The organism is Stenotrophomonas sp. DR822 (genome assembly GCF_019793815.1).
Classification (GTDB): Bacteria; Pseudomonadota; Gammaproteobacteria; order Xanthomonadales; family Xanthomonadaceae; genus Stenotrophomonas; species Stenotrophomonas indicatrix.
Genome location: NZ_CP081826.1, coordinates 1,118,418 through 1,142,641, shown reverse-complemented (window position 1 = coordinate 1,142,641; position 24,224 = coordinate 1,118,418). Strand labels below are relative to the sequence as shown.

Genomic DNA, 24,224 nt, shown 5'->3' with positions numbered 1-24,224 from the left:
TATCTCCTTGGAATGGCGATGGAACATGAAGTCACCGCGTGCGGGGCGGTGTCGAAGCGGGATCAGTTGGCGACGCAGCAGATGCGCGTGCCGCCGGCGCGGCCATTGCCGCCGAACATGCACCCGGGGGTATCCACGCACCCTGGTGCGAAGCCGGTCTTCACCGGCGTGGCGAAGGCCTGTGCGGCCCCGAATGACATTGCAGCAACGATGACGATACCGGCGACGGACGAGAACAGCGTTTTCTTCCCGATCATGTGTATCTCCTTCAGTTGGTGTGGCTTCCCGGATTCATTGCGTTGGCGACGGCCTGCACCGTCCCGGTGTCGAGCTGGCCGACATGCTTGTAGGCGATGCTGCCGTCTGCGGCCAGCACCATCAGCATCGGTGTCAGCGTGGCGCGGTAGCGCTTGGAGACTTCGCCCTGATCGTCGACGGCGATCGGAAACGCCAGCGCGTGCTTGCCTGCGTAGTCGGCAAGCTGGTCGTACGGTGGCAGGCCCACGCCCACCAGCTCGGCACTGCCTCGCGCAGCCGCGATCTGCTGCAGTTGTGGCACCGAGGCCAGGCAGTAACGGCAGGCGGTAGAGAAGAAGTAGAGGATCTGCGGCACGCCGCGCGCGCCACCGATATCGACATGGGTCTGCTGCGTCGTCCGCAGGGTCAACGGTTCAGGCCGGGTGCCGGTTGCAAGACCATGTGCGTCCAGCTGCGTCTGCTGCAGCTGCGCCGCCATCTGTTCGTTGACCTGGCGCAACTGGCGGTTCTGCCAGGAGAGCATGATGACCAGTGCGGCCAGCAGCAGGGCGACTACGGGAAACAGTGCACGCTTGAGCATCGATCATCCTTGAACGCCGCGTTGCATCGACCATACCGGAAACAGCAACAGGAATGTCAAGCTTTTGTATCATCGGTGACGCAGTTCCCAAACCTCAGGACGCCACAATGAGTGACCATGCTCCCGTTTCCCGGCCTAACCCGATCATCGAACTGCTGTTCGGCGGCAACATGCTGGAAGGCACCTTCAAGGCCGTGATCTGGGTCGCACTGCTGTCTGCGGTGCTGGCCTGGACGACCTTCCGCTGACGGGACGCTCAGGCCGCAGTGAAGGCCTGGCGCAGGCTGCGCAGCGTCGCCTGGCGATATTCGGCTGCACACGGTTCGCCCATTTCCAGCTCCTGCAGGCGCAGGCCGACCAGGGTCATCGACAGTGCGTATCCGCGCGCGGCATCGGCAGCGCGTGACAGGCCAAGTGCACGTCGGGTCAACGCGTCCACATGATCCATGTCCGGCAGCAGGCCCAGGTAGGCGCGCTCGGCGCTGTCCAGATCCGGCGCGCGCAGGATCGCGTTGGCATCGGCGGTGGGGGGGGCAGCGGCCATGCGGGATCCTTGTTGTCCGAGGGGGGATGCAGGTTCGGTCAGAACGCGCGCATCAGCGAGATGAAAGCGGAGGTCTGGCTGCTGCGCCGTGCCATCGGGCTGTCCTCGACGGCATCACCGAACCACTGGTTGGCGACGACGCCGGTCGCGCGCCATTTCGTACCCAGGGGCGTGCTGACTGCGATCTGCAGGCTCGGCGAGGTGGCACTGCCGGGCGTGTAGGCCGCCAGCCCGGAGCGCAGTGCTTCCTCGTCGCTGATGCCGTAGTAGTAGTCGAGCAGGCGGGCGCTGGAATGCACCACGCCCACGCGAGGAACCCAGGTGAAACGGCCGGCCTGGATCGGATAGCTGTAATGCAGGCTGGATTCAACGCCGCCGCCGTGCCCGCTCACTTCGCGCTTCACGCTGGCCGCCACCGCGCCCCAGTCCGCGCTGTAGTCGGCGTTGATGCCGACCATCGCCGACATCTGCCGGCTGTGCAGTCGGCGCAGCTGCGGATCGTTCACGTCGTCGGTCTTGAAACGCAACGTGTAGGGCGTCGCCACCGCCGACAGGCGCAGGCCGTCGGCCTTGTAGAGGTTCATGCCAAGCGAACCGGGGCTGGCGAAGAAGCGCTTGCCCTGCCAGGACAGTGCCGGCAGCACCAGCGGCTTGTCGTCATAGTGCGCGTAGGCGCCAGTGGTCGCGCCGAAGGTGATGCCGGCCTGTATCCCCGGAGCCTGTTCCTGCGCGGTGGCCAGCAGCGGCGTGGACAGAGCGACGGTGCACAGCAGGGGGCGCAGCAGGGCGGGGGACAGTGAGGTCATCGATGTAGTGCGTTGCAGGGATGGCGATGCATGCTGCGCGCGCAACATTGTCGGAACATTGCGCAGGCGCAATCTGCTGGCACCGCCGCCACCTGCACGCCGAAGGCACTATGATCGGCACCGTTTCCGGTTGCCGAGCCCCCGATGCGCATTCTCCTGGTCGAAGATGACCCCGATCTCTCGCGAGCCCTGCAGTCCGGGCTCGAGCGCCAGGGTGTGGTCGCCGACGTGGTCGGCAGCCTGGCCGAGGCTGCGCTCGCCCTGCGTGAGCCGGTGCATCAGCTGATGCTGCTCGATCGGCAGCTGCCCGATGGTGATGGCGTGGGCTTCGTGGCGACTGCCCGTGCGCTGCGGCCGAACCTGGCGGTGATCATGCTCACTGCCAAGGGTGGGCTGTCGGACAAGGTGGAGGGGCTGGATGTCGGTGCCGATGACTACCTGGTCAAGCCGGTGGCGATCGAAGAGCTGATGGCGCGCATCCGCGCCGTCTCGCGTCGACCGTCGGCGATGGTGACCCCCCGGTTGCGGCTGGGCCGGCTGGAGTTCGATTTCGAATCGCTGCAGGCGCAGGTGGATGGCCAGCCGGTTGCACTGCCGCGGCGGCAGGTGCTGGTGCTGCAGGCGCTGGCGATGCGGCAGGGGCGCACGGTCACCCGCAGCGCGTTGGAAGCGGCGGTGTACGGATTCGATGATGAGATCCAGTCCAACGCGCTCGACGCGCATATTTCCAAGCTGCGCAAGGCGCTGCAGCAGGCCGGGGCGGGCGTGGAGATCCACGTGATCCGCGGCGTCGGCTACCTGCTGGCGGAGGCCTGAGATGGCACGACCGATCCGTTCGATCACCCTTGGACTGGCATGGCGGCTGTTCCTGGCGCAAGCGTTCACGGTGTTGTTCGCCGTCGTCGCGCTGATCCTGACCTGGGGCGACAAGGACACCTGGGGCATGGACATGTTCATGGCCGAGAGTGCGGCCAACGCAGTGCACAGCGAAGGCGGCCGTCTGGTGCTGGACGAAGCGCGCTGGCAGAAGCTCGATGCGCGTGCCGGTGGCAACCTGTGGTTCGCGGCGGTGGACGATCGCGGTGCATGGCTGCAGCGCGGCACGCTGCCTGCCATTCACGCGCCGCTGCTGGCCCGCCTGCCGACACTGGGTGCCACCGAGCTGGGTTCGCTGGTGCCGCCGTACCTGGATGTGGCGCGGGTGATGATCCGCAACGAAGACGGCCGCCGCATCACGGTGATGGTGGGTGGGGCGCCGAAGGGCGGCCTGCTGGATGGCGCATTGATGGTGCTGCGGTTGATCGGCCTGTGGTTTTTCCTGCCGTTGATCGTGGTCACGCTGCTGGTGATGCCGACAGTGATCCATCGCGCCATGCGTGGCGTGCGCCGGTCCGCGCAGCAGGCCAAGGAGCTGGATATCGGCCAGCCCGGTGCGCGCCTGGACGCGCAGCTGGTGTCGACCGAGGTCGCGCCTCTGGTCGAAGCGTTCAACGATGCGATCGACAAGGTGCAGCAGGGCTACGCAGCACGCGATAAATTCCTGGCCGACGCCGCCCATGAGCTGCGGGTACCGATTGCGGTGGTGCAGGCGCGCCTGTCGCAGTTGCCGCAGGGGGAGCTCAAATCGCAGCTGTTGACCGATGTCGCCCGTCTCGGCAACGTCGCCGAGCACCTGCTCGACCTGCAGCGCCTGGACCGGAACGTCGCAGCGCTGCAGCGCCTGGACCTGGCGCATGTCGTGCGCGAAGCGGCCGCCGACCTTGCGCCTCTGGTGGTTGGCGCCGGCTACGGCTTCGAAGTGGATGCGCCGGAGACGCCGGTATGGATCCATGGCGATGGCCTCGCCCTGGGGCGGGTGATCGCCAACCTGGTGCACAACGCCATCGTCCACGGCGGCGGGCGCGGCACCATCTGCGTGCGTCTGGACCGGCAGGGCCTGCTGGAAGTCAGTGACCAGGGCGCTGGCGTGCCGGTCGGTGACCGCGAGGCGATCTTCGAGCCGTTCCACCGCCTGCGTGCTGCTGGCAGTGGCAGCGGCCTCGGCCTGCATCTGGTCAAGGAGATCGTGCAGCACCACGGCGGTACGGTGAGCGTGGGCGAGGCCGTTGGGGGCGGCGCGAGCTTCCGGGTCAACTTCCACCGCGGCAGCGTGCGTCGCTAGCCGGGCGCTGACAACGCCACACGGCGTTGCCTGATGGCTGGGTGAGGCCGCGCCTCGGCACGCTGTGTCGATGGCTGCCGATCGGACCTTGTCGCCCCTGTTTGGCCCCGCGTGCGCCGCCGCTCTGGTTGCCGGTGCGTTGGTCTGCGTGCTGCTGCCGGTGTTGCCACCGCTGTGGGCTTCTGTTGCGGCGACCGCCGTGGCCGCGTTTGGCTGGGTGTTGCGCTGGCGCGGACGCGCGGCGGCTGCGTTGCTGTTCGGCTTGGCCTGGACTTGCTGCCACGGGTATTGGGCAATGCAGACGCAGCTGCCGGCCGGTTCTGCCGCGCAGGATGTGCTCGTCCGGGGGCAGGTCATCGATCTGCCGAAGGAAACCCCTGCACACACCCGGTTCGAGTTCCGGGTGGATATGTCCGATGCGATGCCGACGCTGCGTGGAAAGCGGCTGCAGGTGCTCTGGCACGCGCCACGGGGTGGGCCGACCGACGCCGGGGTTGATCAGAGACGGCGCCTTCACGCCGGGGCGGATTGGCAGTTGTCGCTGCGCGTGCGACCACCACGTTCACGCATCAATCCGGGGGGCTTCGATGGCGAGCGGCATGCGCTGCTGCGTGGGCTGGCAGGGAACGCCAGCGTGCGCGACTTGAATTCCACGCGGCAGCTGCGTCCTGCGCATGGATTGCCCGCGTGGCGCGAGCGCACCAGTGCCGCCATTGCCAGGCAGGTCGCACGCCCGTCTGCGCGGTTCATCCAGGCCCTGGCGCTGGGCGATACGCGCGGCCTGTCCGACACCGATTGGGCGCAGCTGCGCGCGCTGGGCCTGACCCATCTGATCGCCATCTCCGGCTTCCATGTCGGCCTGGTCGCGGGCTTCGCCGCATTGCTGTGCTCTGCGCTCTGGCGATTCTGGCCGGGGCTTGCCCGGTTCTGGCCACGACCGCAGGCGGCGGCCTGTGCGGCGGCGGTGGCAGCAGCCGGCTATGCCTTTGTTGCAGGCAGCGAGCTGCCGACCGTGCGTACCGCGCTGATGATCGCGGTGCTGGCCCTGGCGCGCGTCGCCCGCCGTCCGGTGACGGTAGCGCAGGGGCTGGCGCTGGCCGCGCTGGCGATGCTGCTGCCGGCACCGCTGTCGGTGCTGTCTGCGGGCTTCTGGCTCAGTTTCGGCGGGGTGCTGTGGTTATTGTGGTGCTTGCCGCAGGGGCGGCCGAAAGGGTTCGCCGCAATGCTGCGCGGCGCTCTGGCAGGGCAGGGGGTGGCCAGCGTCGCTCTGCTGCCGCTGGCGGTGGCACTGTTCGGTGGCACCGCACGGCTGGGGCCACTGGTGAACCTGCCGATCATCCCGCTGTGGAGCCTGCTGGTGGTGCCCTTGGCTCTGCTGGGAACTGCTCTGGAGGCCCTGTGCACCGGGGCAGGGCAGTTGCCCTGGCGAGCAGCCGCCTGGGTGTTCGAGGCCAGTTGGCAGCTGCTGCAGCCGTTGGCCGCGCATCCGGAGGCGATGTGGTGGCTGGCGCAGGGGCCGGCCTGGGCGTTGCCGGCGGCCTTGCTGGGGGTGTTCTGGTGGCTGTTGCCACGCGGTGCCGGGGCCGGGATTGCCGGCTCTCTGCTATGCCTGCCGTTGCTGTGGCCGGCACGGTCGGGACCGCAATGGGGTGAGCTGGAACTGGTGGTGCACGATGTCGGCCAGGGCGCTGCGGTACTGCTGCGGACCGCCCAGCACGCATTCTGGTATGACGTCGGCCCACCAGCCGCCAGCGGGGGCGAGGAGCGGATGCTGCTGCCGACGTTGCGGGCGTTGGGGCTGGAGCCGCCGGCACAGGTGATGATCAGTCACGACCACCTGGACCACAGCGGCAACCTCGTCGCGTTGCGCCAGCAACTGCCGGGACTGGACGTCCTGGCTCCACCGGGCAGTGCGATTGCCACGGCCGGCAGCTGCCAACAGGGCCTGCGCTGGCAATGGGACGGGGTCGATTTCCAGGTGCTGCATCCGCCCGCCGCGTTCCCTGCCGTTGGCGGGAAGGGCGCCGACAACGAAGCCAGTTGCGTGCTGCGGGTTGCTGGCGCGCACGGGGTGGTGCTGCTGCCCGGTGACATCGGCCGGCAAGGCGAACAGGCGCTGCTGGCGGGCGCTGCCGATATGCTGCGTGCGGACGTGGTGCTGGTGCCCCATCACGGCAGCGGAGGCAGTTCCACGCCGGACTGGGTGAAGGCGGTGGCGCCGCGGCTGGCGCTGGTCTCGGCCGGGCACCGGAACCACTTTGGCCACCCGAAACGTGACGTGGTGCGGCGCTGGCAGGCGGCGGGCGCCGAAGTGCTGTCCACCGCCGAGTCCGGCGCGATCCGCGTATGGCTTGGCGCACAAGGCCTGCAGCTGCGTGAACAGCGTATCCACGCCGCCCGGTGGTGGGATGCCGCTGGGCGGGCGCGGTCGGCTGCTATCCTATCGCCGATCGAACAAGCGGCCGCTGGGCCGGAGGGTTGAAACGTGTGGGAACTGGTCAAGGCCGGTGGCTGGCCGATGGTGCCGCTGCTGCTGTTGGGCGTACTGGCTTTGGCGATCGTCCTGGAGCGTTTCTGGTCCTTGCGGCGTAACGAGGTGCTGCCGCCTGGCCTGGGCCAGGAGGTGCGCAACTGGGCCGCGCGCGGCAAGCTGGACCCGGCGCACCTGCAGACCCTGCGTGCCAATTCACCGTTGGGTGCCCTGCTGGCCGCCGCGCTGGAAGCGCGCAACCGCCCGCGCGACCAGATCCGCGAGCGCATCGAGGACACCGGTCGCCATCTGGTGCACCGCATGGAGCGTTTCCTCAACGCGCTGGGCACCATCGCCTCGGCCGGCCCGTTGCTGGGCCTGCTGGGCACCGTGGTCGGCATGATCCAGATGTTCCTGGGCATCCTCGACCACGGCGTGGGTGATGTGAACCAGCTTGCCGGCGGTATCGGCAAGGCACTGGTGTGCACCGCCACCGGCATGATCGTGGCCATCCCGGCGCTGATGTTCCACCGCTTCTTCAAGGGCCGCATCCACGGCTACGTGGTGGAGATGGAGCAGGAAGCCAGCGCGCTGCTGGATACGCTGGACGGTCGCCCCGGGGTGATGACCCCGGCCCCCGCTGCGCGCGCGCCTTCCGCCGCTACGGCAAAGGCCTGATCGATGCGTATCGGCAACGACCGGTCCCAGGATGAGCCGCATATCGACCTGGTGCCGCTGATCGACGTCATCCTGGTGCTGATCATCTTCTTCGTGGTCACCACCACCTTCGACGCGCGATCGACCCTGCAGGTGCAGCTGCCGACCGCCAGCCAGCAGCAGACCAACGAGCCGCCGCGCTCGCTGAGCGTGCTGATCAACGCTGACGGCCGCTACTTCGTCAACGATCAGGAAGTGCTGCGCAGCGACGTCGAGTCGGTCAAGCAGACCATTGCGGCCGTCGCCGGCAGCGACCGCGAACAGACCGTGCTGCTGCGTGCCGACGCGCGCACTCCCTACCAGGCCGTGGTCACCGCGCAGGACGCGCTGGGCCAGCTCGGCTTCCGTCGTATCGCCATTGCAACAGCGCCAGAGGTGCGTCCATGAGTTCCCATCACGCGCCAGTGTGGCCGATCTACAAACGTCTGCTGGGCTATACCCGCACCTACTGGGTGTTCATGATCGGCGCGGTCATCGCGATGGTGGTCGAAGCTCTGGCCGGCTATCACTTCACCAAGCTGATGGAACCGCTGGTCAACCGCGGGTTCGTCAACCCCGAGCCGCGCATGGCGGTGATCCTGCCGCTGACCATTCTCGGCCTGTTCCTGATGCGCAGCGTGGCCACCTGGGTCAGCGACTACACGCTGGCCAAGACCGGCCGCAGCGTGGTCCGCGACCTGCGTGAACAGGTGCTGCAGAAGTACCTGCACCTGCCGTCCTCGCATTTCGATGCCGAGGCGACGCCGGTGATGGTCAGCCGCCTGAACTTCGACACCGAACAGGTCACCCAGGCCAGTGCCGACGCGCTGAAGACCGTGGTGGCCGATACCCTGACCATCATCGCCATGCTGGCGGTGATGCTGCAGATGAGCGTCAAGGTGACCCTGGCGATGTTGGTGGTGGTGCCGCTGATCGGCGTGATCGTGTCCTACGTGGGCAAGCGCTACCGGCGCATCAGCCGCGGCATCCAGGACGGCATGGGCACCATGGCGCAGACCGCCGAGCAGTCGCTGGCCGCGCAGCAGGAAGTGAAGGTGCATGGCACCCAGCAGCACGAGATCTCGCGCTACTCGCGCCTGGCCAACCGCATGCTGGCGCTGAACATGAAGGTGGAAGTGACCCGCGCGGCGGCTTCCAGCGTGGTCCAGTTCCTGGCGGCGCTGGCGCTGGCGGTCATCGTCTGGGTGTCCACCCGCGAGGCACTGGCCGGCAAGCTCAATGCGGGCCAGTTCATGGGCCTGATGACGTCGATGATGGCCATCATTCCGTCGCTGCGGCGGCTGACCAGCGTGCAGACTTCGATCTCGCGCGGTGTGGCTGCGGCCGAGCGCCTGTTCGGCATCATCGACATGCCGGTCGAGCGCGACGAGGGCAAGCACGCGGTGCAGCGCGTACGCGGCGAACTGGCCTTCGAGCACGTCATGCTGCGTTACCGTGAAGACAGTGGCATCGCCCTGGACGACATCAGCTTCGTTGCCAGGCCGGGCACGGTCACCGCCATCGTCGGTCGTTCCGGCAGCGGCAAGACCAGCCTGATCCGGCTGGTGCCGCGCTTCTACGAACCCAACGGTGGCCGCATCCTGCTCGACGGCGTTGCCCTGGATGAGTATCCGTTGGCCGATCTGCGCCGGCAGGTGGCCATCGTCGGCCAGAAGGTCATGCTGTTCGACGACACCATCGCGGCCAACATCGCCTACGGCATGGATGCCACCGACGAGCAGATCCGTGCAGCTGCCGAGGCGGCCAATGCCTGGGAGTTCATCGCACGCATGCCGCAGCAGTTGCAGACGCCGGTAGGCGAGAATGGCGCGCTGCTGTCCGGCGGCCAACGCCAGCGCCTGGCGATCGCCCGCGCGATCCTGCGCGATGCACCGATCCTGATCCTGGACGAGGCCACCGCGGCGCTGGACAACGAATCCGAGCGCCTGGTGCAGGATGCGCTGCAGCGCTTGATGCCCGAGCGCACCACGCTGGTGATCGCGCATCGCCTGTCGACCATCGAGCATGCCGACCAGGTGCTGGTGATGGACCATGGCCGCATCGTTGAACGCGGCACCCACCAGGAGCTGCTGTCGATGGGCGGCCTGTACCAGCACCTGCACAACATGCAGTTCCGCGAAAGGCAGGACTGATGGCGGGCAAAGGTACCCAGACCCCGCCGTACTGGTACGACGGCAGCCCGGCTCCGTGGCCGATGCGACTGCTGGCACCGCTGTATGCCGGTGTCACCGCGCTGCGCCGGCGCCTGTACCGGCGTGGCTGGCGCAAGCGCCATGCGCTGGCGGTGCCGGTCATCGTGGTCGGCAACATCACCGCCGGCGGCACCGGCAAGACGCCGCTGACCATCGCCCTGGTCGAGCGCCTGCGGGCCGCGGGCTGGAAGCCCGGTGTCGCCAGCCGCGGCTACGGCCGTGAGCAAGCGGACAAGGCACGTTGGGTGGAAGCCGATACGCCGACCGCCCTGGGGGGCGACGAGCCGGTGCTGATCGCCTGGAAAACCGGCGTGCCGGTACGCGTGGACAGTGACCGCGTGGCAGCGGGCAAGGCGTTGATCGCCGCCGGCTGCGACGTGATCGTCTGCGATGACGGCCTGCAGCACTACCGGCTGGCGCGCGACATCGAGATCGAGGTGGTTGATGCCCAGCGCCGCTATGGCAATGGCCGGATGATTCCCGCCGGCCCGCTGCGCGAGCCGGTCAGCCGCGCAGCGGAATGCGATTTCCGGGTGGTCAACCTGGGCCAGGCGGATGGAGCGGCGGCTGCCCAGGCCTGTGGCTTCGGCCAATGGCCGATGGCCCTGCACATCGACAGTGCACAGCCGCTGGCCGGCGGGCGCGCACGTCCCCTTTCGTACTTCGCGGGCCAGCGCGTGCATGCCGTGGCCGGCATCGCCCATCCGCAACGCTTCTTCGACATGCTGCGCGCGCGTGCGATCGGCGTGGTGCCGCACGCCTTCGCCGACCATCATGCTTACCAGCCGCAGGATCTGTCCTTTGGCAGCCAGTTGCCGGTGCTGATGACCGAAAAGGATGCCGTGAAGTGCCGCGCGTTCGCCAATGACTGGCAGTACGCGGTGCCGCTGCGCGCCGAGATGCCTGCTGCTTTCTGGATCGCGTTGACCGATCGCCTGGACAAGCTGCGACCGAACTGAGGGGCCGTGCGGCGCTTGCAAATGGACGCCGCCGGCCGCATTCCTGCTGTATCGCGCCTGCCGAGTACCGCCCGCATGACCGACTTCGTTGTTGCCATCCCGGCCCGCTATGCCGCTTCGCGGCTGCCGGGCAAACCGCTGCGCCTGCTGGGCGGAGAGCCCATGGTGCTGCATGTGGCCCGCCGCGCGCTGCAGGCCGGCGCGGGTGAGGTATGGGTCGCGACCGACGACCAGCGCATTGCCGACGCATTGTCCGGCCTGGGGGAAGTGAAGGTGGCGATGACCGCTGCCTCGCATGCCTCGGGTACCGATCGCCTGGCCGAGTGCGCGCGCATCGCGGGCTGGTCCGATGACACCGTGGTGGTCAACCTGCAGGGCGATGAGCCGTTCGCGCCGGCTGCCGGCATCCGCACCGTGGCCGAGGCACTGGTGGCGGGCAGCGCACCGATGTCGACCCTGGCCACGCCGGTCGAGGATGCCCACACGTTGTTCGACCCCAACGTGGTCAAGCTCGTGCGCAACGTGCGCAACGAGGCCCTGTACTTCAGCCGTGCGCCCATCGCCTGGCATCGCGATGGCTTCGCCCGCAGCCGCGACACCCTGCCCGAAGGCCATCAGTGGCTGCGCCACATCGGCATCTATGGCTACCGTGCCGGTTTCCTGCAGCAGTTCGCCTCGATGCGGCCGGGCACGCTGGAACAGGTGGAATCGCTGGAGCAGTTGCGCGTGCTGGAAGCGGGCTACCCGATTGCCGTGGCGATCTCGCCCGAACCCTTCCCGCCGGGCATCGACACCCCTGAAGACCTGCAGCGCGCCGAAACGCTGCTGCAGGCGATGGCCGCGCGATGAGGCTGCTGGTCGTCTGCCTCGGCAACATCTGCCGCTCGCCGATGGCCGAAGGCGCGCTGCGTGCCCGCCTGGATGCCTCGGCGCTGGCTGGGCGGGTGCAGGTCGATTCGGCCGGTACCGGCGACTGGCACGTGGGCCAGCCACCCGACCGGCGTGCCATTGCATGCGCGGCCGGACACGGGGTGGACCTTGGCAGCCTGCGCGCGCGGCAGTTGCAGCGGCAGGACTTCGACGCTTTCGACTGGATCCTGTGCGCCGACGAGGCCAACCTGCGTGATGCCGCACGCCTTGCCACTGCCACCCAGCGCGAGCGCCTGGCGCTGTACCTGCCGTGGTCGGGCGGGAAGGGCGAACGTGCGATTCCCGATCCCTATACCGGCGGCAGCGATCATTTCGAACAGGTCTGGTCGCTGGTCGACGCTGCTGCCGAACGCACCGTGGCACGCCTGTTGCATCACGCCGACTCCGGCATAATCGGGCCATGAACATCCAGCCCGTCCCGGACCTGCCCGAGTTCGCCGCCTGGCTCAATGCCGCGCCCTGCACCCTGACCGAACTGCGTGGCCGGCCGGTCGCGCTGTTGTTCGTCAACGCGGCTTCCGCATGGAGCGCGCAACGACTGGCCGAGTTCAGCCAGTGGCTGTCACGCCACCCCGGCAAGCTGCAACCTCTGGTGCTGCAGGTGCCGCGCTTCGACTTCGAGCGTGATGCCACGGCTGCGCTGAAACTGCTGCGCCGCCAGGGCCTGACCATGCCGGTGCTGCTTGATGCCGATTGGGATGGCTGGCGCCGCTTCGGCGTCAGCGCCTGGCCGACCATGGTGCTGCTGGACGCGCAGGGTCGCGAACAGCAGCGCTTGATCGGCCAGGGCGTGCCCGGCGAGCTGGAGCGGGCCCTGAATGCCCTCTGCGAGGGTGCGCCGTCGGCCCCTTCGCGTGGCGGCAGCGAGCTGCACCCCGAACCCCGCCAGGCGCTGCGATTCCCGATGGGTCTGGCGGTGAACCAGGAACGGTTGTACATCGCCGACAGCGGCCACCACCGCATCCTGGAATGCAGTCATGGCGGCCGCGTGCTGCGTCAGTTCGGCTTGGGTACCGCCGACTTCATGGACGGCAATCTCACCGAAGCCGCTTTCCACCGGCCGCAGGCGCTGGCGCTGGAGCGCGAGTCGCTTTACGTGGCCGACACCGGCAATCATGCGGTGCGCCGCATCAACCTGCTGACCGGCCTGGTCGACACCCTGTGTGGCAACGGCCGTCCGGGCGCCCCCGTGGAAGGGCTGGTGACGCAGCCACGGCAGGTGTCGCTGGATCATCCGGTGGGCCTGGCCATCGCCGAAAACCAGCTGCACATTGCCATGGCCGGCGACAACCGCATCTGGAGCTACCACCTTGGCCAGCGCAGCCTGCAGTGGCGCGCCGGCAGCGGCGCCATCGACGAGCGCGACGGCAGTGGCCATCTGGCCGCGTTCGCCCAGCCCACTGCCGTGGCGGTGGTCCAGCAGGTGCTGTACGTGGCCGATGCGCTGGGCTCTTCGGTCCGTTCATTGCAGTTGCGCGGAGACCTGGTGCAGACCCTGGTCGGGCAGGGCACCTGGCGTTTCGGCGAGGACGATGGCCCGCGTGCGCAGGCCAGCCTGCAGTTCCCGCAGGCGATCGCATTGAGCCCGGATGCCCCGTTGCTGTGGATCGCCGACACCGGCAATGGCCGCCTGCGCACGTTGCGCCTGGGCGGTGGCGAACTGACCACCCAGCCCTTGCCGCGGCGCCTGCATGGCCCGGCCGGCCTGGCCGTCGGTGCCGGCGCGGTGTGGATCGCCGAAACCGATTCCCACACCGTACTGCGCCTGGACCCTGACAGCGGCGTGCTCAGCGAAGTGCCGATCAGCGAATGACCGTTGTTCCTGTCCCGACCTTCGATGGCAAGGCATTCGCGGCCCAGCTGAGTACCGCCCCGGGCGTGTACCGCATGTACGCGGCCGACGACACGCTGTTGTACGTCGGCAAGGCCCGCGCGCTGCGCAACCGCGTGGGCAGCTATTTCAACGGCAGTCCGAAGAACGCGCGCATCATGTCGATGCTCTCGCAGATCGTGCGCATGGACGTGACCGTAACGCGCTCGGAAGCCGAAGCCCTGCTGCTGGAAAACCAGCTGATCAAGTCGCTGTCGCCGCGCTACAACGTGTCCCTGCGCGACGACAAGACCTATCCGCATGTGCTGCTGACCCGCGAAGACTGGCCGCGCATCGCCCTGCATCGTGGCCCGCGTGCCATTCCTGGCCGCTATTTCGGGCCGTATCCCGGCGTCACCGCGGTGCGCGAGACGCTGAACCTGATGCACAAACTGTTCAAGCTGCGCAGCTGCGAAGACAGCGTGTTCCGCAACCGTTCGCGGCCCTGCCTGCAGTATCAGATCGGACGCTGCAGCGCGCCGTGCGTGGAACTGGTGCCAGCAGCGGACTACGCCGAGTCGGTGCGCCGCGCGGCGATGTTCCTGGAAGGCAAGAGCGATGAGCTGACCCGGGAGCTCGGCGAGCAGATGCAGGTGGCCAGCGAAGCGCTGGAATTCGAGCAGGCCGCGCGACTGCGCGATCTGATTACTTCATTGCGCAGCATGCAGACCCGCCAGTACGTGGACGGCCGCGCGGCCGACCTCGACGTGCTGGCGGTGGCCATGCAGGGCTCGCAGGCCTGCGTGATGCTGCTGGCCTTCCGCGATGGCCGCAACCTGGGCACCCGCCCGTTCTTTCCCCGCACCAATGGCGAGGAAAGCCCGGATGAAGTGCTGGCGGCCTTTGTTTCGCAGTACTACATCGAATTCGAGCCGCCGCGCGAGATCCTGCTCGACCGCGAAATTCCCGATGCCGATCTGATCGGTTCTGCACTGTCGGCCTCGGCCGAGCGCAAGGTGCAGTTGAAATGGAACGTCCGCGGCGAGCGCGCCGGCTACCTGGAACTGGCCAGCCGCAACGCGCAGTTGACCCTGGCCACCGAGATCAACAGCCGCACCGCGCAGCACGCGCGCAGCGAAGCGCTGCGGGTGATGCTGGGGCTGGCCGAGCCGGTAAAGCGGGTGGAGTGCTTCGACATCAGCCACACCATGGGCGAAGCCACCGTGGCCTCCTGCGTGGTGTTCGATGCTGCCGGCCCGGTGCGTGCGCAGTACCGCCGCTTCAACATCAATGGCATCGAGCCGGGCGATGACTACGCCGCGATGCGCCAGGCGATCGACCGCCGCTTCCGCCGCGCAGTGGAAGAGCAGGGCGTGTTGCCGGATGTGCTGCTGATCGACGGTGGTGCCGGCCAGCTGGCACAGGCCCAGGCAGCGTTGGCCGATCTGGGCGTGGAAGACGTGCTGCTGGTGGGCGTGGCCAAAGGTGTGGAACGCCGTGCCGGCCACGAAGCGCTGGTAATGCCCGATGGCCGCGAACTGCGCCCGGGTGCGGCCGATCCCGCCCTGCAGTTCATCCAGCAGGTGCGCGATGAAGCACACCGCTTCGCCATCACTGGCCATCGCGGGCGCCGGCAGAAGGCCCGGATGACCAGCAAACTGGAAGACATCCCCGGCATCGGGCCGCGCCGGCGCGCCAGCCTGCTGAAGCATTTCGGTGGCTTGGTTGGCCTGAAAGCGGCCGGAGAAGCGGAAATTGCCAAGGTGGAAGGCATCAATGACGCCCTCGCAGCGCGCATCTACGCTAACCTGCACGGGTTGGCCGCGCCGGATCCGGCCGAGTAGAGAGAGAATAAAGCCGCATGACGTTGACCCTGCCCACCTGGCTGACCCTGTTGCGGATCGTGATGATCCCGGTGCTGGTGCTGGTGTTCTACCTGCCCTACACCTGGACCAACTTCGCATCGGCGGCGATCTTCGGCCTGGCCGCGATCACCGACTGGCTCGATGGTTGGATCGCGCGCCGTTATGGCCTGGAGTCGGCGTTCGGCGCCTTCCTCGACCCGGTCGCGGACAAGCTGATGGTGGCGGTGGCGCTGTTCCTGATCGTGCAGGGTCATCCGACCCCGTGGATGGCGTTCTGGGCGGCGGTGATCGTCGGCCGCGAGATCGCGGTGTCGGCGCTGCGCGAGTGGATGGCCGAACTCGGCCAGCGTGCCAAGGTGCGGGTGGCGATGATCGGCAAGGTCAAGACCACCGCGCAGATGGTCGCGCTGCTGTGCCTGCTGTATTCGGTGGCGCCGAACGTTCCGGTCGACGACATCTGGATGGGCCCGCCGGTATTCCATATCGGTGACTGGACCCTGGCCATTGCCGCGGTGCTGACCCTGTGGTCGGGCCTGCAGTACCTGCACGCCGCGTGGCCCAGCCTGCGTGACGACGAGCGCGCCGCGCGCGAGCGTTCGCGGCAGAAGAAGCTGGGCAACTGAGCACCGGGGTCGGATCCCTTTCCGCAGGAAAGGGCTCTGACACCGGGGACGTCTTCATCCACGCATGGCGTGGATCTACGGGAATGTGGGTCTGCGGTAGATCCACGCCATGCGTGGATACGCAATGTCGGCCACTCCCACAAATCCCTGAAAAAAAGCGCTTGACGCAGTTCTTGGAACAGGTAAAATTTCGCCTCCCAAGCGGGAATAGCTCAGTTGGTAGAGCGCAACCTTGCCAAGGTTGAGGTCGCGAGTTCGAGTCTCGTTTCCCGCTCCAGATTCAAGAAAGACGCTCCCGAAAGGGGGCGTTTTTCGTTTGTCTCCAGCGCGCTTCATTCCCACTTCACCGCCACCCCATCGCCTCAACACGCGCGTTGGCGAAGCTGCATCTCCGTTCCAATCCGGTGATGCCGCGATGCCTCACACTCCCCCTGCCAACGACTACGACGTGGTGATCGTCGGCGCCAGCTTCGGCGGCGCCGCCTGCGCACTTGCCGCCGCTCAGTACGGCCTGCGCGTCTGCGTGCTCGAGCGCAAGGCCGACCCTGGCGAACGCCTGCACACCACCGGTATCGTGGTGAAGGAGGCAATGGAACAGACCTGGCTGGGGCGCATGCCCGATCATCTCGTGCAACGCGTCGCACGCGTGCGCCTGTATGCGCCGAACCTGCACAACGTGCTGCTGACTGCACCGGGCTACTACTTCCTCACCACCGATACGCCGAACCTGATGCGCTGGCTGGCCAGCGAACTGCGTGCCAGTGGCGTGGACCTGCGGCTGCAGCAGTCGTTCACCGACGCCTGCCGCGACGGCGACGCGTGGCAGGTTGAAGGGGTGGGGCGCACGGCCTGTCTGGTCGGCGCTGATGGCGCACGATCACGTGTTGCCCAGCGTACCGGCCTGGGCCAGGTGCGCGACAATCTGTATGGCGTGGAGCGCGAGTTTGCCGGCGTGCAGCTGCCGGAAGGCGATGCCTTGCACTGCTTCGTAAGCCGCCGGTTCGCACCTGGCTACATAGGCTGGGCCGCGCAGAACCCCACCGGCGTGCAGGTGGGATTGGCGCTGCGGCATGATCCCGCACATGCACGCGCGCCGGATATCGAGGGATTCCTTGAACACGTGCGCGACGTTGTGGGACTTCCGCACTCGGCCCAGGTTGCCGGCACCCGCGCGGGCCTGGTGCCCTGCGGGTTGCCGGATGGCCCGATCACTGCGCCGGGCGTGATCCTGACCGGTGATGCGGCAGGTGTCGTCTCGCCGCTGTCGGCCGGCGGCATCCACTCGTCATGGCGGCATGGCTGGGCGGTCGGTGATGCGATCGGGTTGCACCGGCGCGGCAAGGGGCCGGCCGCAGAGCAGGTGGCGCGTCAGGCCGCCCCCACCTTTCACCGCAAGCGCATGCTGCGCTGGGCAATGGACCACCTGCAGCGGGACTGGCCGGTCAATGCGCTGCTGCGCACCGGCCCGATGCGCCGGCTGGCCGAGCAGATCTACTTCCATCGGCGGGGCGTGCGGATGTGATCCTGAAGCTGAATGCTGCTTCATGAGGGGGCAGCAGAATCCTGTTGACGCCGTGCAGCAATCCCGACACAATAGCGCTCCTTCGACGCAGGTCGAACGGAATATGCGGGAATAGCTCAGTTGGTAGAGCGCAACCTTGCCAAGGTTGAGGTCGCGAGTTCGAGTCTCGTTTCCCGCTCCAGATTCAGAAAAACGCTCCCGCAAGGGGGCGTTTTTCGTTTGCGCACCGGAAAGGGATTGCGATCGCGCTAGCGCGGGCTGCCTCGGCCCGCACCGCACCAGGTTCGCACGTCCGCACGATCGAAGCCGGCGCAGGCGTTCTTCCGCGTGATGTACAGATACGGGGCGTCGGCCTGGTAGGTGAAGTGGTAGTAATAGGTCCGGTCCTGGCCGTACAACCAGTAGTTCGACGAGCCCTCGTTGATCACGTAGGGCTCGAAGGAAAAGATCGACGACTGCGCGGGAATGAAGTTGCTGCGGTCCATCAGCAGCATGGCCGCGTTCGACGCCAACGGAGTGGTCAGGCAGATCGACGTCGTGCCCACGATGAGCACGGTCGCGAAGATGCCGAGCGTGCGGCGAAGGGCGGATTTCAAGCGTATTGCCTGCCAGTGGAAGCGTTCAGGACAATGTGCCGCAGCGCCCGCGGACAGTCCAGCGTTCAGCTTGGCGGCGCCGATGAAAGGCTGTGGAAAGGCCGAGGGTTCGCAATGCATGCACCGCACACGCGCTGTAACGCACCTCCGACCGATTCTCCATGTCCACTCCACAATCGCGGCGTAGCCTCCTCGGCTTCTCTCTCCACGAAGGCGGGCGGGTGGCCAGTCGTATCACTTTCCCGGCAGCGTTCGCGAAACGGTATGCCGTCGTCCCACGCATCGTCCTGGGTACCGGGGCGCTGCTGACCGGCATGATGCTGGTGGGCTGCATGTCGGTGCCGGTTCCCGATCTGCCTGATCGCGTACCAGCAGTGTGGAGTCAGACCGCGGCAGGGCAGGGCGTAGCGGTCGACGCGCGGCAGTGGTGGAAGGTGCTGGCCGATGCGCGCTTGAACGCGCTGGTGGACGAGGCCATCGCCGGCAATCTGGACCTGCGCCAGGCCACCCTGCGGTTGCAGGCGGTACGCCTGCTGTCGGGCACTTCCGATGCGCGCTTCCGTCCGGAAATCTCCGCCAGTGCCAAGCAGGTGCAGGACGCCGCCGCGGTCGACACGTACTTCCACGCCGGCGTTGAAGCGATCTGGGATCTTGGCCTGTTTGGCGCAGCGGAGAGTGCCCGTCTGAGCGCGCAGGCGGCCAACGGAAATGCCGAAGCACTGCGCGATGCGGCACAGGTGGCGGTCATCGCGGATGTGGTGCGCAGCTACCTGGATCTTTCCGTCGCGCAGGCGCAGGTGGATCTGCTCGGCAGGCAGCAGGCCGTTGACGCACGTGGCGAGCAACTGGGCCTGGTGCGGCAGCGCCTGCATCTGGACGAGCCCGGTGAACTGGATCGCCTGCGCGCGCGGCGGGCGGCCACGCGCGCGGCCATTGCACAGGCGAATGAAAACGCGGGCAACGCCGCGCGCGCGTTGGCGCTGCTGCTGGGTCGCGATGGTCCGGATCCGGCCTGGAATGCCTACCGCACGCCACCGCAGTTGAGCGCCTTCACCCTGCAGCAGGTACCCGCCGATCTGCTGCGCCATCGCCCGCAGATCCTGCTGGCCGAGGCTGATGTGCTGCAGGCTGCCGCCGAAAAGGGCAGTGCACGCGCGTCGATGTTCCCGAAGCTGAGCCTGGGCGGTTCCATCCTGTACGCCTACAACCTGACCCAGAACGCTCGCTCCAATTCCGATTCCAGCCCATCGATCGGTCCCTACATCGATATCCCTCTGTGGGATTGGGGCCAACGTCGCGCGCGCTATCAATCCGACGACAAGCAGCTGGATGCAGCCTTGCTGGGGTATCGCAAGGCAGTGCTGCAGGGCGTGGCGGAAGTGGAGGGTGCATTGGGCAGCCTGGCCCGCCAGGACAGCAGCATCCAGTCGCTGCAGGTGGCCGACGAAGCAGCCCGGCAGCAGGTCGTACGACAGGCCCGGCAGGTGCAGCTTGGTCTTTCCAGCGAGTTCGACGGGTTGGAAACCCAGCGTGCCGCGCTGTCCGCGCAGGCCGACCTGATCGGCGCGCAGGGTGCTCGCGTACTTGCATTCGCATCGCTCTATCGCGCAGTGGGCGGTGCTCCCTTGCCAGCCGAGCCTGAAGGCGACGCGCAATGATCGCGCTTGCCCGCAAGACCCTGGTTTACGAGTGGCGCCGTTTCCTGCCGGTAGTGCTGGCCATGTGTTTCGCCGGCGTGCTGCTGATCGTGCAGGCGGCGCTGGTGCTGGGCATCTTCGGCACCGCCGCGATCTACGTGAAGGCATCCAGCGCCGATGTCTGGGCGGGCTTTGCCGGCACGCAGAGCGTGAACTACGGTCATGCGATCAGTGCGGATGTAGAGAATCGCCTGCGGATGGACCCGGATGTCACCCGCGTCGAACCCTACGAGTGGGTCGATGGCGAGTGGCGCTCCAGCGCACAGGGTGCCGGCAACGTGTCGGTGTATCTGTCCGGCATCTCCACGGCAGGCGACGCGATGATGTTCTCGCGCATCCTGTCGCCCGACCTGCGTGCCCGGTTGCGCGAACCCGGTGCGGTGATCGTCGACAGCGCGGACCTGGATACGCTGGGCGTCGATCTGCACCGCAACCGCGCGTGGATCAATGGCAAGGCCGTGCGTGTGGTTGCCGCGCAACCCGGCCTACGTGGCCTTGGCGGCGTCAACGTGCTGGCGTCTTTGGATACCGCGCGTGCCATCGCCGGAACCGATCCGCATGAAGGCAGCACCTATTTCGTGGCGGGCACGCGCTCACCGGAGCTGGCCGCGCGCGTGCGCGATCGACTCGGTGCATCGACGGGCCGCGCCACGCCCGTCGAGTTCTGGACAGCGCCGGAGTTCGCCAGTCGTTCGCAGCAGTACTGGCTGTTCGATACCGGCGCCGGCATCGCAGTGCTGTTCATGGCGGTCATTGTCTGCTTCGTCGGCGCGGTGATCACCAACCAGTCGTTTGCCGCGGTGGTGGCCGGGTCGGTTCGCGAGTACGCCACCCTCAATGCGCTCGGCGCAGGCCGCTATGCGCTGGCCCGTGTGGTGTTCGAACAGGCCGTGCTGATCGGTGGTGTCGGCATGCTGCTCGCCGCAGCCTTCAGCGCAGTGGTGCTGATGGCCGCGCAGTCCCAGCGCGTACCGGTACAGCTCACGCCGATGGTGGTCCTTGGCTGCGTGGCGCTGGTCGCGGTGATGGCCATGCTGTCGAGCATCATGGCGGTGCGCAGCGTCGTCCGTTCCGATCCATCGCTGCTGTTGCGTTGAGGGGCCACCGATGACGAATGCTCCCATCGCGATCCCGACCCTGCGTGCCGACGCACTCGAAAAGGGCTTCGTGTCCGGCGATGTGCATGTGCCCGTGCTGCGTGGCCTGTCGCTGGACATCTATCCCGGCGAATTGACCCTGGTATCGGGCCCCTCCGGGTGCGGCAAGAGCACGCTGCTGTCGCTGATGTCCGGGCTCTCAACGCCTGATGGCGGTCGCGTGCATGCGCTTGGCCAGGACGTCAGCCACATGACCCGCAGCGAGGTGGAGCGCTTCCGTCTGCACCACGTCGGTTTCGTGTTCCAGGGCTTCAACCTGTTCCCGGCGCTGACGGCGCTGGAGCAGGTGCAGCTGCCGTTGGGCTATCGCGGCATGCGCAACCGCGACAGCGAGCCGTTGGCGCGGCAGGCGCTGGACGAGGTCGGCCTTTCGCACCGCAGCCACATGCGCCCGGCGCAGCTGTCCGGCGGCGAAAAGCAGCGCGTAGCCGTTGCCCGGGCGTTCGCCAAGTCACCCACGCTGATCTTCGCCGACGAACCCACCAGCGCACTGGATGCCGAGAACGGCCAGCGCGTCATCGACATCCTGCACCGTTATGCGCGTGCGCATCAGGCCACGGTGTTGTGTGTAAGCCACGATCCACGCCTGATCCGCCATGCCGATCGGGTGATCGCCATGGAAGACGGCACGGTCCGCGATGATCGCCGCCAGAACGAAACCGTAGAGCCCAGCCCATGACCAGAATGCCGCCGTTGTTCTCCCTCAGCTTCTCCTTGGGCGCGGCATTGCTGCTGGGTGCCTGCAGCAAGGATGCACCCGTACCCGCGCAGCCGACCGCTGCCACGTCCGCCAGCGCGGACAACGTCGCCGTCGCCCGCGGCATCATCGATGTGGAAGGCGGGCTGATTGCACTGGTGCCAGCGATGGATGGCGCCGTCAGCACCGCGCCGGTGAAGGAAGGGGCGGTGGTGCGCAAGGGCGATGTCCTGCTCACCCTGGATGGCGCACTGCTTGAACAGGAGGTGGGCATGGCCAATGCCGATCTCGCGCTGGCCACCGACCGGCTGAAGGGCAGCCAGGCGCAACTGCGCGAACTGGAGCGCAACGCCACCCGCCTGGCCACCGGCGCCAGCGAAGGCGTGTCGTCCAGCCAGCAGGCCGACGCAGCCAGGCAGCAGCTGGCCGGCGTCCGCGCCGATGTGGATGTGGCCGGAGCGCAGGTCGACCTGGCCCAGCACAAGCTGGAGCACGCCAGGCTCAAGCTGCGACAGATGTCGCTGACCGCACCGGACGCCGGCATCGTGGTCGGCCAGGTGCCGGGCGTGGGTGCGTTCGTGCAGGCCGGCAAGCCGGCGATGTCACTGTTACCGGCGCGACCGTTGCAGGTGCGTGCCGAGCTGAGTGCGGCCTACGCCGATGCCGTGCAGGTTGACATGCGTGCGACGGTGGTGATCGATAGCGATGGCGCAGAGGGCAAGCCACTGCCGGTGGCACGCGTGGTCCGCATCAGCCCGGTGTTCGCGCAGGCACGATTGCCCGAAGACGCAGGGCGCGGCGTGGCCAAGGTGGTGGAGTGCGTGCTGGAATTCGACAGCGCCGCCAAGGCGCGCGTCGGCCAGCATGTGCGGGTGGAGTTCCACAGGTAGGGGCGTGCTTCGCTAGGGGAGCGCGCGTCGGGTCTGTTTCCCGGTCAACGCCCGCCACGCACTGGCCAGCGACACCACGCACAGCGCCAGCAGCACAGCCAGGTCGAGCAGCAGCAGGCACAGCAGATGCATGCCCTGTACCGGCGCCTGGTGCAGGGCAGCGGCCAGCCAGGGGAACGACCAGGCCAGCAGCAGCACCAGGGCGATCAGCAGCCGCAGCCACAGTCGCCCTGGTTTCCAGGGACGCACGATCAGCACGGTGACCATCAGTTCCACTCCCGCCAGTACAGCGAACTGGATGACCGCGCCGGTGGGGTAGGGCAGGGTTGCGCCTTCGAAGTGGCGCAGCATCCAGTAGTCCGGGGTGAAGCCTGCATTGATCAGTGCAGCAATCACCGCAAGCCAGGCCAGGGCGACAAGGCTCCAGCACAGGCGGGCGAAACGAGGTCTCGTGGTCGGGTTCATCGGTGCAGCCGACTGTTGACGGCGTGAAGGAATTTGGACACAATAGCGCTCCTTCGACGCAGGTCGGAGAATCTGCGGGAATAGCTCAGTTGGTAGAGCGCAACCTTGCCAAGGTTGAGGTCGCGAGTTCGAGTCTCGTTTCCCGCTCCAGATTGCACAGGGCCCCGGTTGGGGCCTTGTTTTTCTCCTGCCACGGCAAGGCGGGGCACGTTGAGCCACAAGGCTCTTCGCGCAGTCAGAAAAGTGAAAACTGTTGTGAAATGGCTGGTGTGTGTCCCGGGCTTCCGGTACCATGACGGCTTATGCGGGAATAGCTCAGTTGGTAGAGCGCAACCTTGCCAAGGTTGAGGTCGCGAGTTCGAGTCTCGTTTCCCGCTCCATGTTCCGACAGGCCCCATCGCGGGGTTTTGTCATGTCAGGGGCGTCGTTCCTGATCGCAGTACGTTGGCCTCATGGCAGAGTGGCTATGCACCGGATTGCAAATCCGTTTACAGCGGTTCGATTCCGCTTGAGGCCTCCAATTGAAAAGCCCTGACTTCGGTCAGGGCTTTTTTCTTTGTGCGGACCCCTGGCGCCAGCAGGGGTACCAAACTGCACATGCGACCCGGCGGGACCGGCTGCTAGCGTCGCCGCACTTCTCTTCAGCGGTGGTGACTGCAGTGCGGAACCTGGCGATCCAGCAGGCGGTATACGTTCCCCTCGGCGCCATGCTGGCGCTGATCGCTTTTGCTTTCACCGTGCCCGGCTACCACCCGCTCTCCCAGCACCTCAGCGAGCTGGGCCTGATACCGGGGCTGCCAGCCAAGGCGGTGCAGGTCGGCGCGGTGGTCAGTGGCTCGGCCATCATCGTCTTCAGCCTTGCGTTGCTCGCACAAAGCCGCCGTTTCGCGCTCACGGTGCTCACCTCCACCCTGTTCGGGGTGTCCATGGTCAGCAATGGCGTCTTCACCACGGGCAGCCCGCTGCATGGCCTCTATGGCATCGGCATCTTCTCGATCCTGACCCCGCTGCTGTTCCTGGCTGAGCTGGGCCCTGCTGCGTCGACGCGGATGGCCTGGATTGCGCGCGCCACCTCGCTGCTGGGGATGGCCTATCTGTGGCTGATGCTTTCCGGCTTCGACCCGGAGCCCTATCGCGGCCTCACCCAGCGCATCGCGCTGCTGCCGGCGTTCGGCTGGTACACCTTCGCCGCGCTGGAGCTGCGTCGATCCCGGCGCTGATTGGCCTGGCGCGGTGGCATTTGCCCGCAGGTACGATCAGTCGTAGCGTATGGCCAAACGGGGCC

Annotated in this window: 25 protein-coding genes and 5 tRNA genes; 24 read left to right on the top strand and 6 right to left on the bottom strand. The window is 67.3% G+C overall.

What is annotated here, in order from left to right; all coding sequences use genetic code 11:
* Window positions 1–62: 62 nt before the first annotated feature.
* Window positions 63–257 carry a hypothetical protein gene (locus K5K93_RS05300; RefSeq protein ID WP_025875233.1) on the bottom strand — a complete coding sequence of 65 codons (195 nt, stop codon included), beginning with the start codon at window positions 255–257 and terminating at the stop codon, window positions 63–65.
* Window positions 258–268: 11 nt separating this feature from the next.
* Window positions 269–838, bottom strand: coding sequence for a TlpA disulfide reductase family protein (locus K5K93_RS05295; RefSeq protein ID WP_093817840.1), 570 nt, complete (start codon window positions 836–838; stop codon window positions 269–271).
* A 107-nt stretch (window positions 839–945) separates the two neighbouring features.
* Between K5K93_RS05295 and K5K93_RS05290 the strand changes: the two genes are divergently transcribed.
* Window positions 946–1,086, top strand: coding sequence for a hypothetical protein (locus tag K5K93_RS05290; RefSeq protein ID WP_162887621.1), 141 nt, complete (start codon window positions 946–948; stop codon window positions 1,084–1,086).
* Window positions 1,087–1,094: 8 nt separating this feature from the next.
* Here K5K93_RS05290 and K5K93_RS05285 read toward each other — a convergent pair whose 3' ends face one another.
* Both K5K93_RS05285 and K5K93_RS05280 read right to left on the bottom strand, forming a co-directional pair.
* On the bottom strand, window positions 1,095–1,382 hold the full coding sequence (locus K5K93_RS05285) for a hypothetical protein (protein WP_093817841.1): 288 nt from the start codon (window positions 1,380–1,382) through the stop codon (window positions 1,095–1,097).
* Between the two features lie 38 nt (window positions 1,383–1,420).
* Window positions 1,421–2,188 (bottom strand): MipA/OmpV family protein, encoded by a 768-nt coding sequence (locus K5K93_RS05280; protein WP_222390030.1) that lies wholly within the window; start codon window positions 2,186–2,188, stop codon window positions 1,421–1,423.
* A 144-nt stretch (window positions 2,189–2,332) separates the two neighbouring features.
* Here K5K93_RS05280 and K5K93_RS05275 point away from each other — a divergent pair, with 144 nt between their 5' ends.
* The 15 genes from K5K93_RS05275 (at window position 2,333) to K5K93_RS05205 (ending at window position 17,618) form a co-directional block, all read left to right on the top strand.
* Complete coding sequence (locus K5K93_RS05275; protein ID WP_025875225.1) at window positions 2,333–3,004, top strand: response regulator transcription factor; 672 nt, start codon at window positions 2,333–2,335, stop codon at window positions 3,002–3,004.
* 1 nt (window position 3,005) lies between these two features.
* Complete coding sequence (locus tag K5K93_RS05270; protein WP_032975720.1) at window positions 3,006–4,349, top strand: HAMP domain-containing sensor histidine kinase; 1,344 nt, start codon at window positions 3,006–3,008, stop codon at window positions 4,347–4,349.
* 70 nt (window positions 4,350–4,419) lie between these two features.
* Window positions 4,420–6,831, top strand: coding sequence for a DNA internalization-related competence protein ComEC/Rec2 (locus K5K93_RS05265; RefSeq protein WP_222390028.1), 2,412 nt, complete (start codon window positions 4,420–4,422; stop codon window positions 6,829–6,831).
* Between the two features lie 3 nt (window positions 6,832–6,834).
* On the top strand, window positions 6,835–7,497 hold the full coding sequence (locus K5K93_RS05260; protein WP_059063709.1) for a MotA/TolQ/ExbB proton channel family protein: 663 nt from the start codon (window positions 6,835–6,837) through the stop codon (window positions 7,495–7,497).
* Window positions 7,498–7,500: 3 nt separating this feature from the next.
* Window positions 7,501–7,923 (top strand): biopolymer transporter ExbD, encoded by a 423-nt coding sequence (locus tag K5K93_RS05255; protein ID WP_025875217.1) that lies wholly within the window; start codon window positions 7,501–7,503, stop codon window positions 7,921–7,923.
* A complete protein-coding gene (gene msbA, locus K5K93_RS05250; protein WP_025875215.1) occupies window positions 7,920–9,668 on the top strand; it encodes a lipid A export permease/ATP-binding protein MsbA in 1,749 nt (582 codons plus the stop codon). Before K5K93_RS05255 ends, msbA begins: the two co-directional genes overlap by 4 nt.
* Window positions 9,668–10,687 carry a tetraacyldisaccharide 4'-kinase gene (gene lpxK / locus K5K93_RS05245; RefSeq protein ID WP_025875213.1) on the top strand — a complete coding sequence of 340 codons (1,020 nt, stop codon included), beginning with the start codon at window positions 9,668–9,670 and terminating at the stop codon, window positions 10,685–10,687. Before msbA ends, lpxK begins: the two co-directional genes overlap by 1 nt.
* A 75-nt stretch (window positions 10,688–10,762) precedes the next feature.
* Complete coding sequence (gene kdsB / locus K5K93_RS05240; protein ID WP_222390026.1) at window positions 10,763–11,536, top strand: 3-deoxy-manno-octulosonate cytidylyltransferase; 774 nt, start codon at window positions 10,763–10,765, stop codon at window positions 11,534–11,536.
* A complete protein-coding gene (locus K5K93_RS05235) occupies window positions 11,533–12,021 on the top strand; it encodes a low molecular weight protein-tyrosine-phosphatase (RefSeq protein WP_222390025.1) in 489 nt (162 codons plus the stop codon). The genes kdsB and K5K93_RS05235 overlap by 4 nt, the downstream gene beginning before the upstream one ends.
* Window positions 12,018–13,430, top strand: a complete 1,413-nt coding sequence (locus tag K5K93_RS05230; protein WP_222390024.1) for a hypothetical protein — start codon at window positions 12,018–12,020, stop codon at window positions 13,428–13,430. The genes K5K93_RS05235 and K5K93_RS05230 overlap by 4 nt, the downstream gene beginning before the upstream one ends.
* Entirely contained in the window at window positions 13,427–15,271 is a 1,845-nt protein-coding gene (uvrC, locus tag K5K93_RS05225; RefSeq protein WP_222390023.1) for an excinuclease ABC subunit UvrC, read from the top strand. The genes K5K93_RS05230 and uvrC overlap by 4 nt, the downstream gene beginning before the upstream one ends.
* A 17-nt stretch (window positions 15,272–15,288) precedes the next feature.
* A complete protein-coding gene (gene pgsA / locus K5K93_RS05220) occupies window positions 15,289–15,915 on the top strand; it encodes a CDP-diacylglycerol--glycerol-3-phosphate 3-phosphatidyltransferase (protein ID WP_025875200.1) in 627 nt (208 codons plus the stop codon).
* 201 nt (window positions 15,916–16,116) lie between these two features.
* Window positions 16,117–16,192, top strand: a tRNA-Gly gene (locus K5K93_RS05215).
* 138 nt (window positions 16,193–16,330) lie between these two features.
* Complete coding sequence (locus tag K5K93_RS05210; RefSeq protein WP_222390022.1) at window positions 16,331–17,437, top strand: NAD(P)/FAD-dependent oxidoreductase; 1,107 nt, start codon at window positions 16,331–16,333, stop codon at window positions 17,435–17,437.
* 105 nt (window positions 17,438–17,542) lie between these two features.
* A tRNA-Gly gene (locus tag K5K93_RS05205) sits at window positions 17,543–17,618 on the top strand.
* Between the two features lie 67 nt (window positions 17,619–17,685).
* Here the strand turns inward: K5K93_RS05205 and K5K93_RS05200 are convergent.
* Window positions 17,686–18,033, bottom strand: coding sequence for a hypothetical protein (locus K5K93_RS05200; RefSeq protein ID WP_261311932.1), 348 nt, complete (start codon window positions 18,031–18,033; stop codon window positions 17,686–17,688).
* Window positions 18,034–18,347: 314 nt separating this feature from the next.
* Here K5K93_RS05200 and K5K93_RS05195 point away from each other — a divergent pair, with 314 nt between their 5' ends.
* Genes K5K93_RS05195 through K5K93_RS05180 form a run of 4 tightly spaced genes read left to right on the top strand, consistent with a single transcriptional unit; the run spans window position 18,348 to window position 22,474 of the window.
* Complete coding sequence (locus K5K93_RS05195; RefSeq protein ID WP_261311963.1) at window positions 18,348–19,691, top strand: TolC family protein; 1,344 nt, start codon at window positions 18,348–18,350, stop codon at window positions 19,689–19,691.
* Entirely contained in the window at window positions 19,688–20,827 is a 1,140-nt protein-coding gene (locus K5K93_RS05190; protein ID WP_222390021.1) for an ABC transporter permease, read from the top strand. Before K5K93_RS05195 ends, K5K93_RS05190 begins: the two co-directional genes overlap by 4 nt.
* 10 nt (window positions 20,828–20,837) lie before the next feature.
* A complete protein-coding gene (locus K5K93_RS05185; protein WP_025875189.1) occupies window positions 20,838–21,566 on the top strand; it encodes an ABC transporter ATP-binding protein in 729 nt (242 codons plus the stop codon).
* A complete protein-coding gene (locus K5K93_RS05180; RefSeq protein WP_222390020.1) occupies window positions 21,563–22,474 on the top strand; it encodes an HlyD family efflux transporter periplasmic adaptor subunit in 912 nt (303 codons plus the stop codon). The genes K5K93_RS05185 and K5K93_RS05180 overlap by 4 nt, the downstream gene beginning before the upstream one ends.
* A gap of 12 nt (window positions 22,475–22,486) precedes the next feature.
* Here K5K93_RS05180 and K5K93_RS05175 read toward each other — a convergent pair whose 3' ends face one another.
* Window positions 22,487–22,939 carry a hypothetical protein gene (locus K5K93_RS05175; protein ID WP_222390019.1) on the bottom strand — a complete coding sequence of 151 codons (453 nt, stop codon included), beginning with the start codon at window positions 22,937–22,939 and terminating at the stop codon, window positions 22,487–22,489.
* A gap of 74 nt (window positions 22,940–23,013) precedes the next feature.
* Here K5K93_RS05175 and K5K93_RS05170 point away from each other — a divergent pair.
* The 4 genes from K5K93_RS05170 to K5K93_RS05155 all read left to right on the top strand — a co-directional run bounded on the left by K5K93_RS05170 (window position 23,014) and on the right by K5K93_RS05155 (window position 24,159).
* Window positions 23,014–23,089: transfer RNA gene (locus K5K93_RS05170), tRNA-Gly, on the top strand.
* A 154-nt stretch (window positions 23,090–23,243) separates the two neighbouring features.
* A tRNA-Gly gene (locus K5K93_RS05165) sits at window positions 23,244–23,319 on the top strand.
* Window positions 23,320–23,385: 66 nt separating this feature from the next.
* Window positions 23,386–23,459 (top strand) — tRNA-Cys (locus tag K5K93_RS05160).
* A 1-nt stretch (window position 23,460) separates the two neighbouring features.
* Window positions 23,461–24,159 (top strand): DUF998 domain-containing protein, encoded by a 699-nt coding sequence (locus K5K93_RS05155; RefSeq protein ID WP_222390018.1) that lies wholly within the window; start codon window positions 23,461–23,463, stop codon window positions 24,157–24,159.
* Window positions 24,160–24,224: the final 65 nt, after the last annotated feature.

Bases quoted from the DNA above. Each gene is read 5' to 3' on its own strand.
- K5K93_RS05300 (WP_025875233.1), bottom strand. From the start codon at position 257: ATGATCGGGAAGAAAACGCTGTTCTCGTCCGTCGCCGGTATCGTCATC.
- K5K93_RS05295 (WP_093817840.1), bottom strand. From the start codon at position 838: ATGCTCAAGCGTGCACTGTTTCCCGTAGTCGCCCTGCTGCTGGCCGCA.
- K5K93_RS05290 (WP_162887621.1), top strand. From the start codon at position 946: ATGAGTGACCATGCTCCCGTTTCCCGGCCTAACCCGATCATCGAACTG.
- K5K93_RS05285 (WP_093817841.1), bottom strand. From the start codon at position 1,382: ATGGCCGCTGCCCCCCCCACCGCCGATGCCAACGCGATCCTGCGCGCG.
- K5K93_RS05280 (WP_222390030.1), bottom strand. From the start codon at position 2,188: ATGACCTCACTGTCCCCCGCCCTGCTGCGCCCCCTGCTGTGCACCGTC.
- K5K93_RS05275 (WP_025875225.1), top strand. From the start codon at position 2,333: ATGCGCATTCTCCTGGTCGAAGATGACCCCGATCTCTCGCGAGCCCTG.
- K5K93_RS05270 (WP_032975720.1), top strand. From the start codon at position 3,006: ATGGCACGACCGATCCGTTCGATCACCCTTGGACTGGCATGGCGGCTG.
- K5K93_RS05265 (WP_222390028.1), top strand. From the start codon at position 4,420: ATGGCTGCCGATCGGACCTTGTCGCCCCTGTTTGGCCCCGCGTGCGCC.
- K5K93_RS05255 (WP_025875217.1), top strand. From the start codon at position 7,501: ATGCGTATCGGCAACGACCGGTCCCAGGATGAGCCGCATATCGACCTG.
- msbA (WP_025875215.1), top strand. From the start codon at position 7,920: ATGAGTTCCCATCACGCGCCAGTGTGGCCGATCTACAAACGTCTGCTG.
- lpxK (WP_025875213.1), top strand. From the start codon at position 9,668: ATGGCGGGCAAAGGTACCCAGACCCCGCCGTACTGGTACGACGGCAGC.
- kdsB (WP_222390026.1), top strand. From the start codon at position 10,763: ATGACCGACTTCGTTGTTGCCATCCCGGCCCGCTATGCCGCTTCGCGG.
- K5K93_RS05235 (WP_222390025.1), top strand. From the start codon at position 11,533: ATGAGGCTGCTGGTCGTCTGCCTCGGCAACATCTGCCGCTCGCCGATG.
- K5K93_RS05230 (WP_222390024.1), top strand. From the start codon at position 12,018: ATGAACATCCAGCCCGTCCCGGACCTGCCCGAGTTCGCCGCCTGGCTC.
- uvrC (WP_222390023.1), top strand. From the start codon at position 13,427: ATGACCGTTGTTCCTGTCCCGACCTTCGATGGCAAGGCATTCGCGGCC.
- pgsA (WP_025875200.1), top strand. From the start codon at position 15,289: ATGACGTTGACCCTGCCCACCTGGCTGACCCTGTTGCGGATCGTGATG.
- K5K93_RS05210 (WP_222390022.1), top strand. From the start codon at position 16,331: ATGCCTCACACTCCCCCTGCCAACGACTACGACGTGGTGATCGTCGGC.
- K5K93_RS05195 (WP_261311963.1), top strand. From the start codon at position 18,348: ATGATGCTGGTGGGCTGCATGTCGGTGCCGGTTCCCGATCTGCCTGAT.
- K5K93_RS05190 (WP_222390021.1), top strand. From the start codon at position 19,688: ATGATCGCGCTTGCCCGCAAGACCCTGGTTTACGAGTGGCGCCGTTTC.
- K5K93_RS05185 (WP_025875189.1), top strand. From the start codon at position 20,838: ATGACGAATGCTCCCATCGCGATCCCGACCCTGCGTGCCGACGCACTC.
- K5K93_RS05180 (WP_222390020.1), top strand. From the start codon at position 21,563: ATGACCAGAATGCCGCCGTTGTTCTCCCTCAGCTTCTCCTTGGGCGCG.
- K5K93_RS05175 (WP_222390019.1), bottom strand. From the start codon at position 22,939: ATGAACCCGACCACGAGACCTCGTTTCGCCCGCCTGTGCTGGAGCCTT.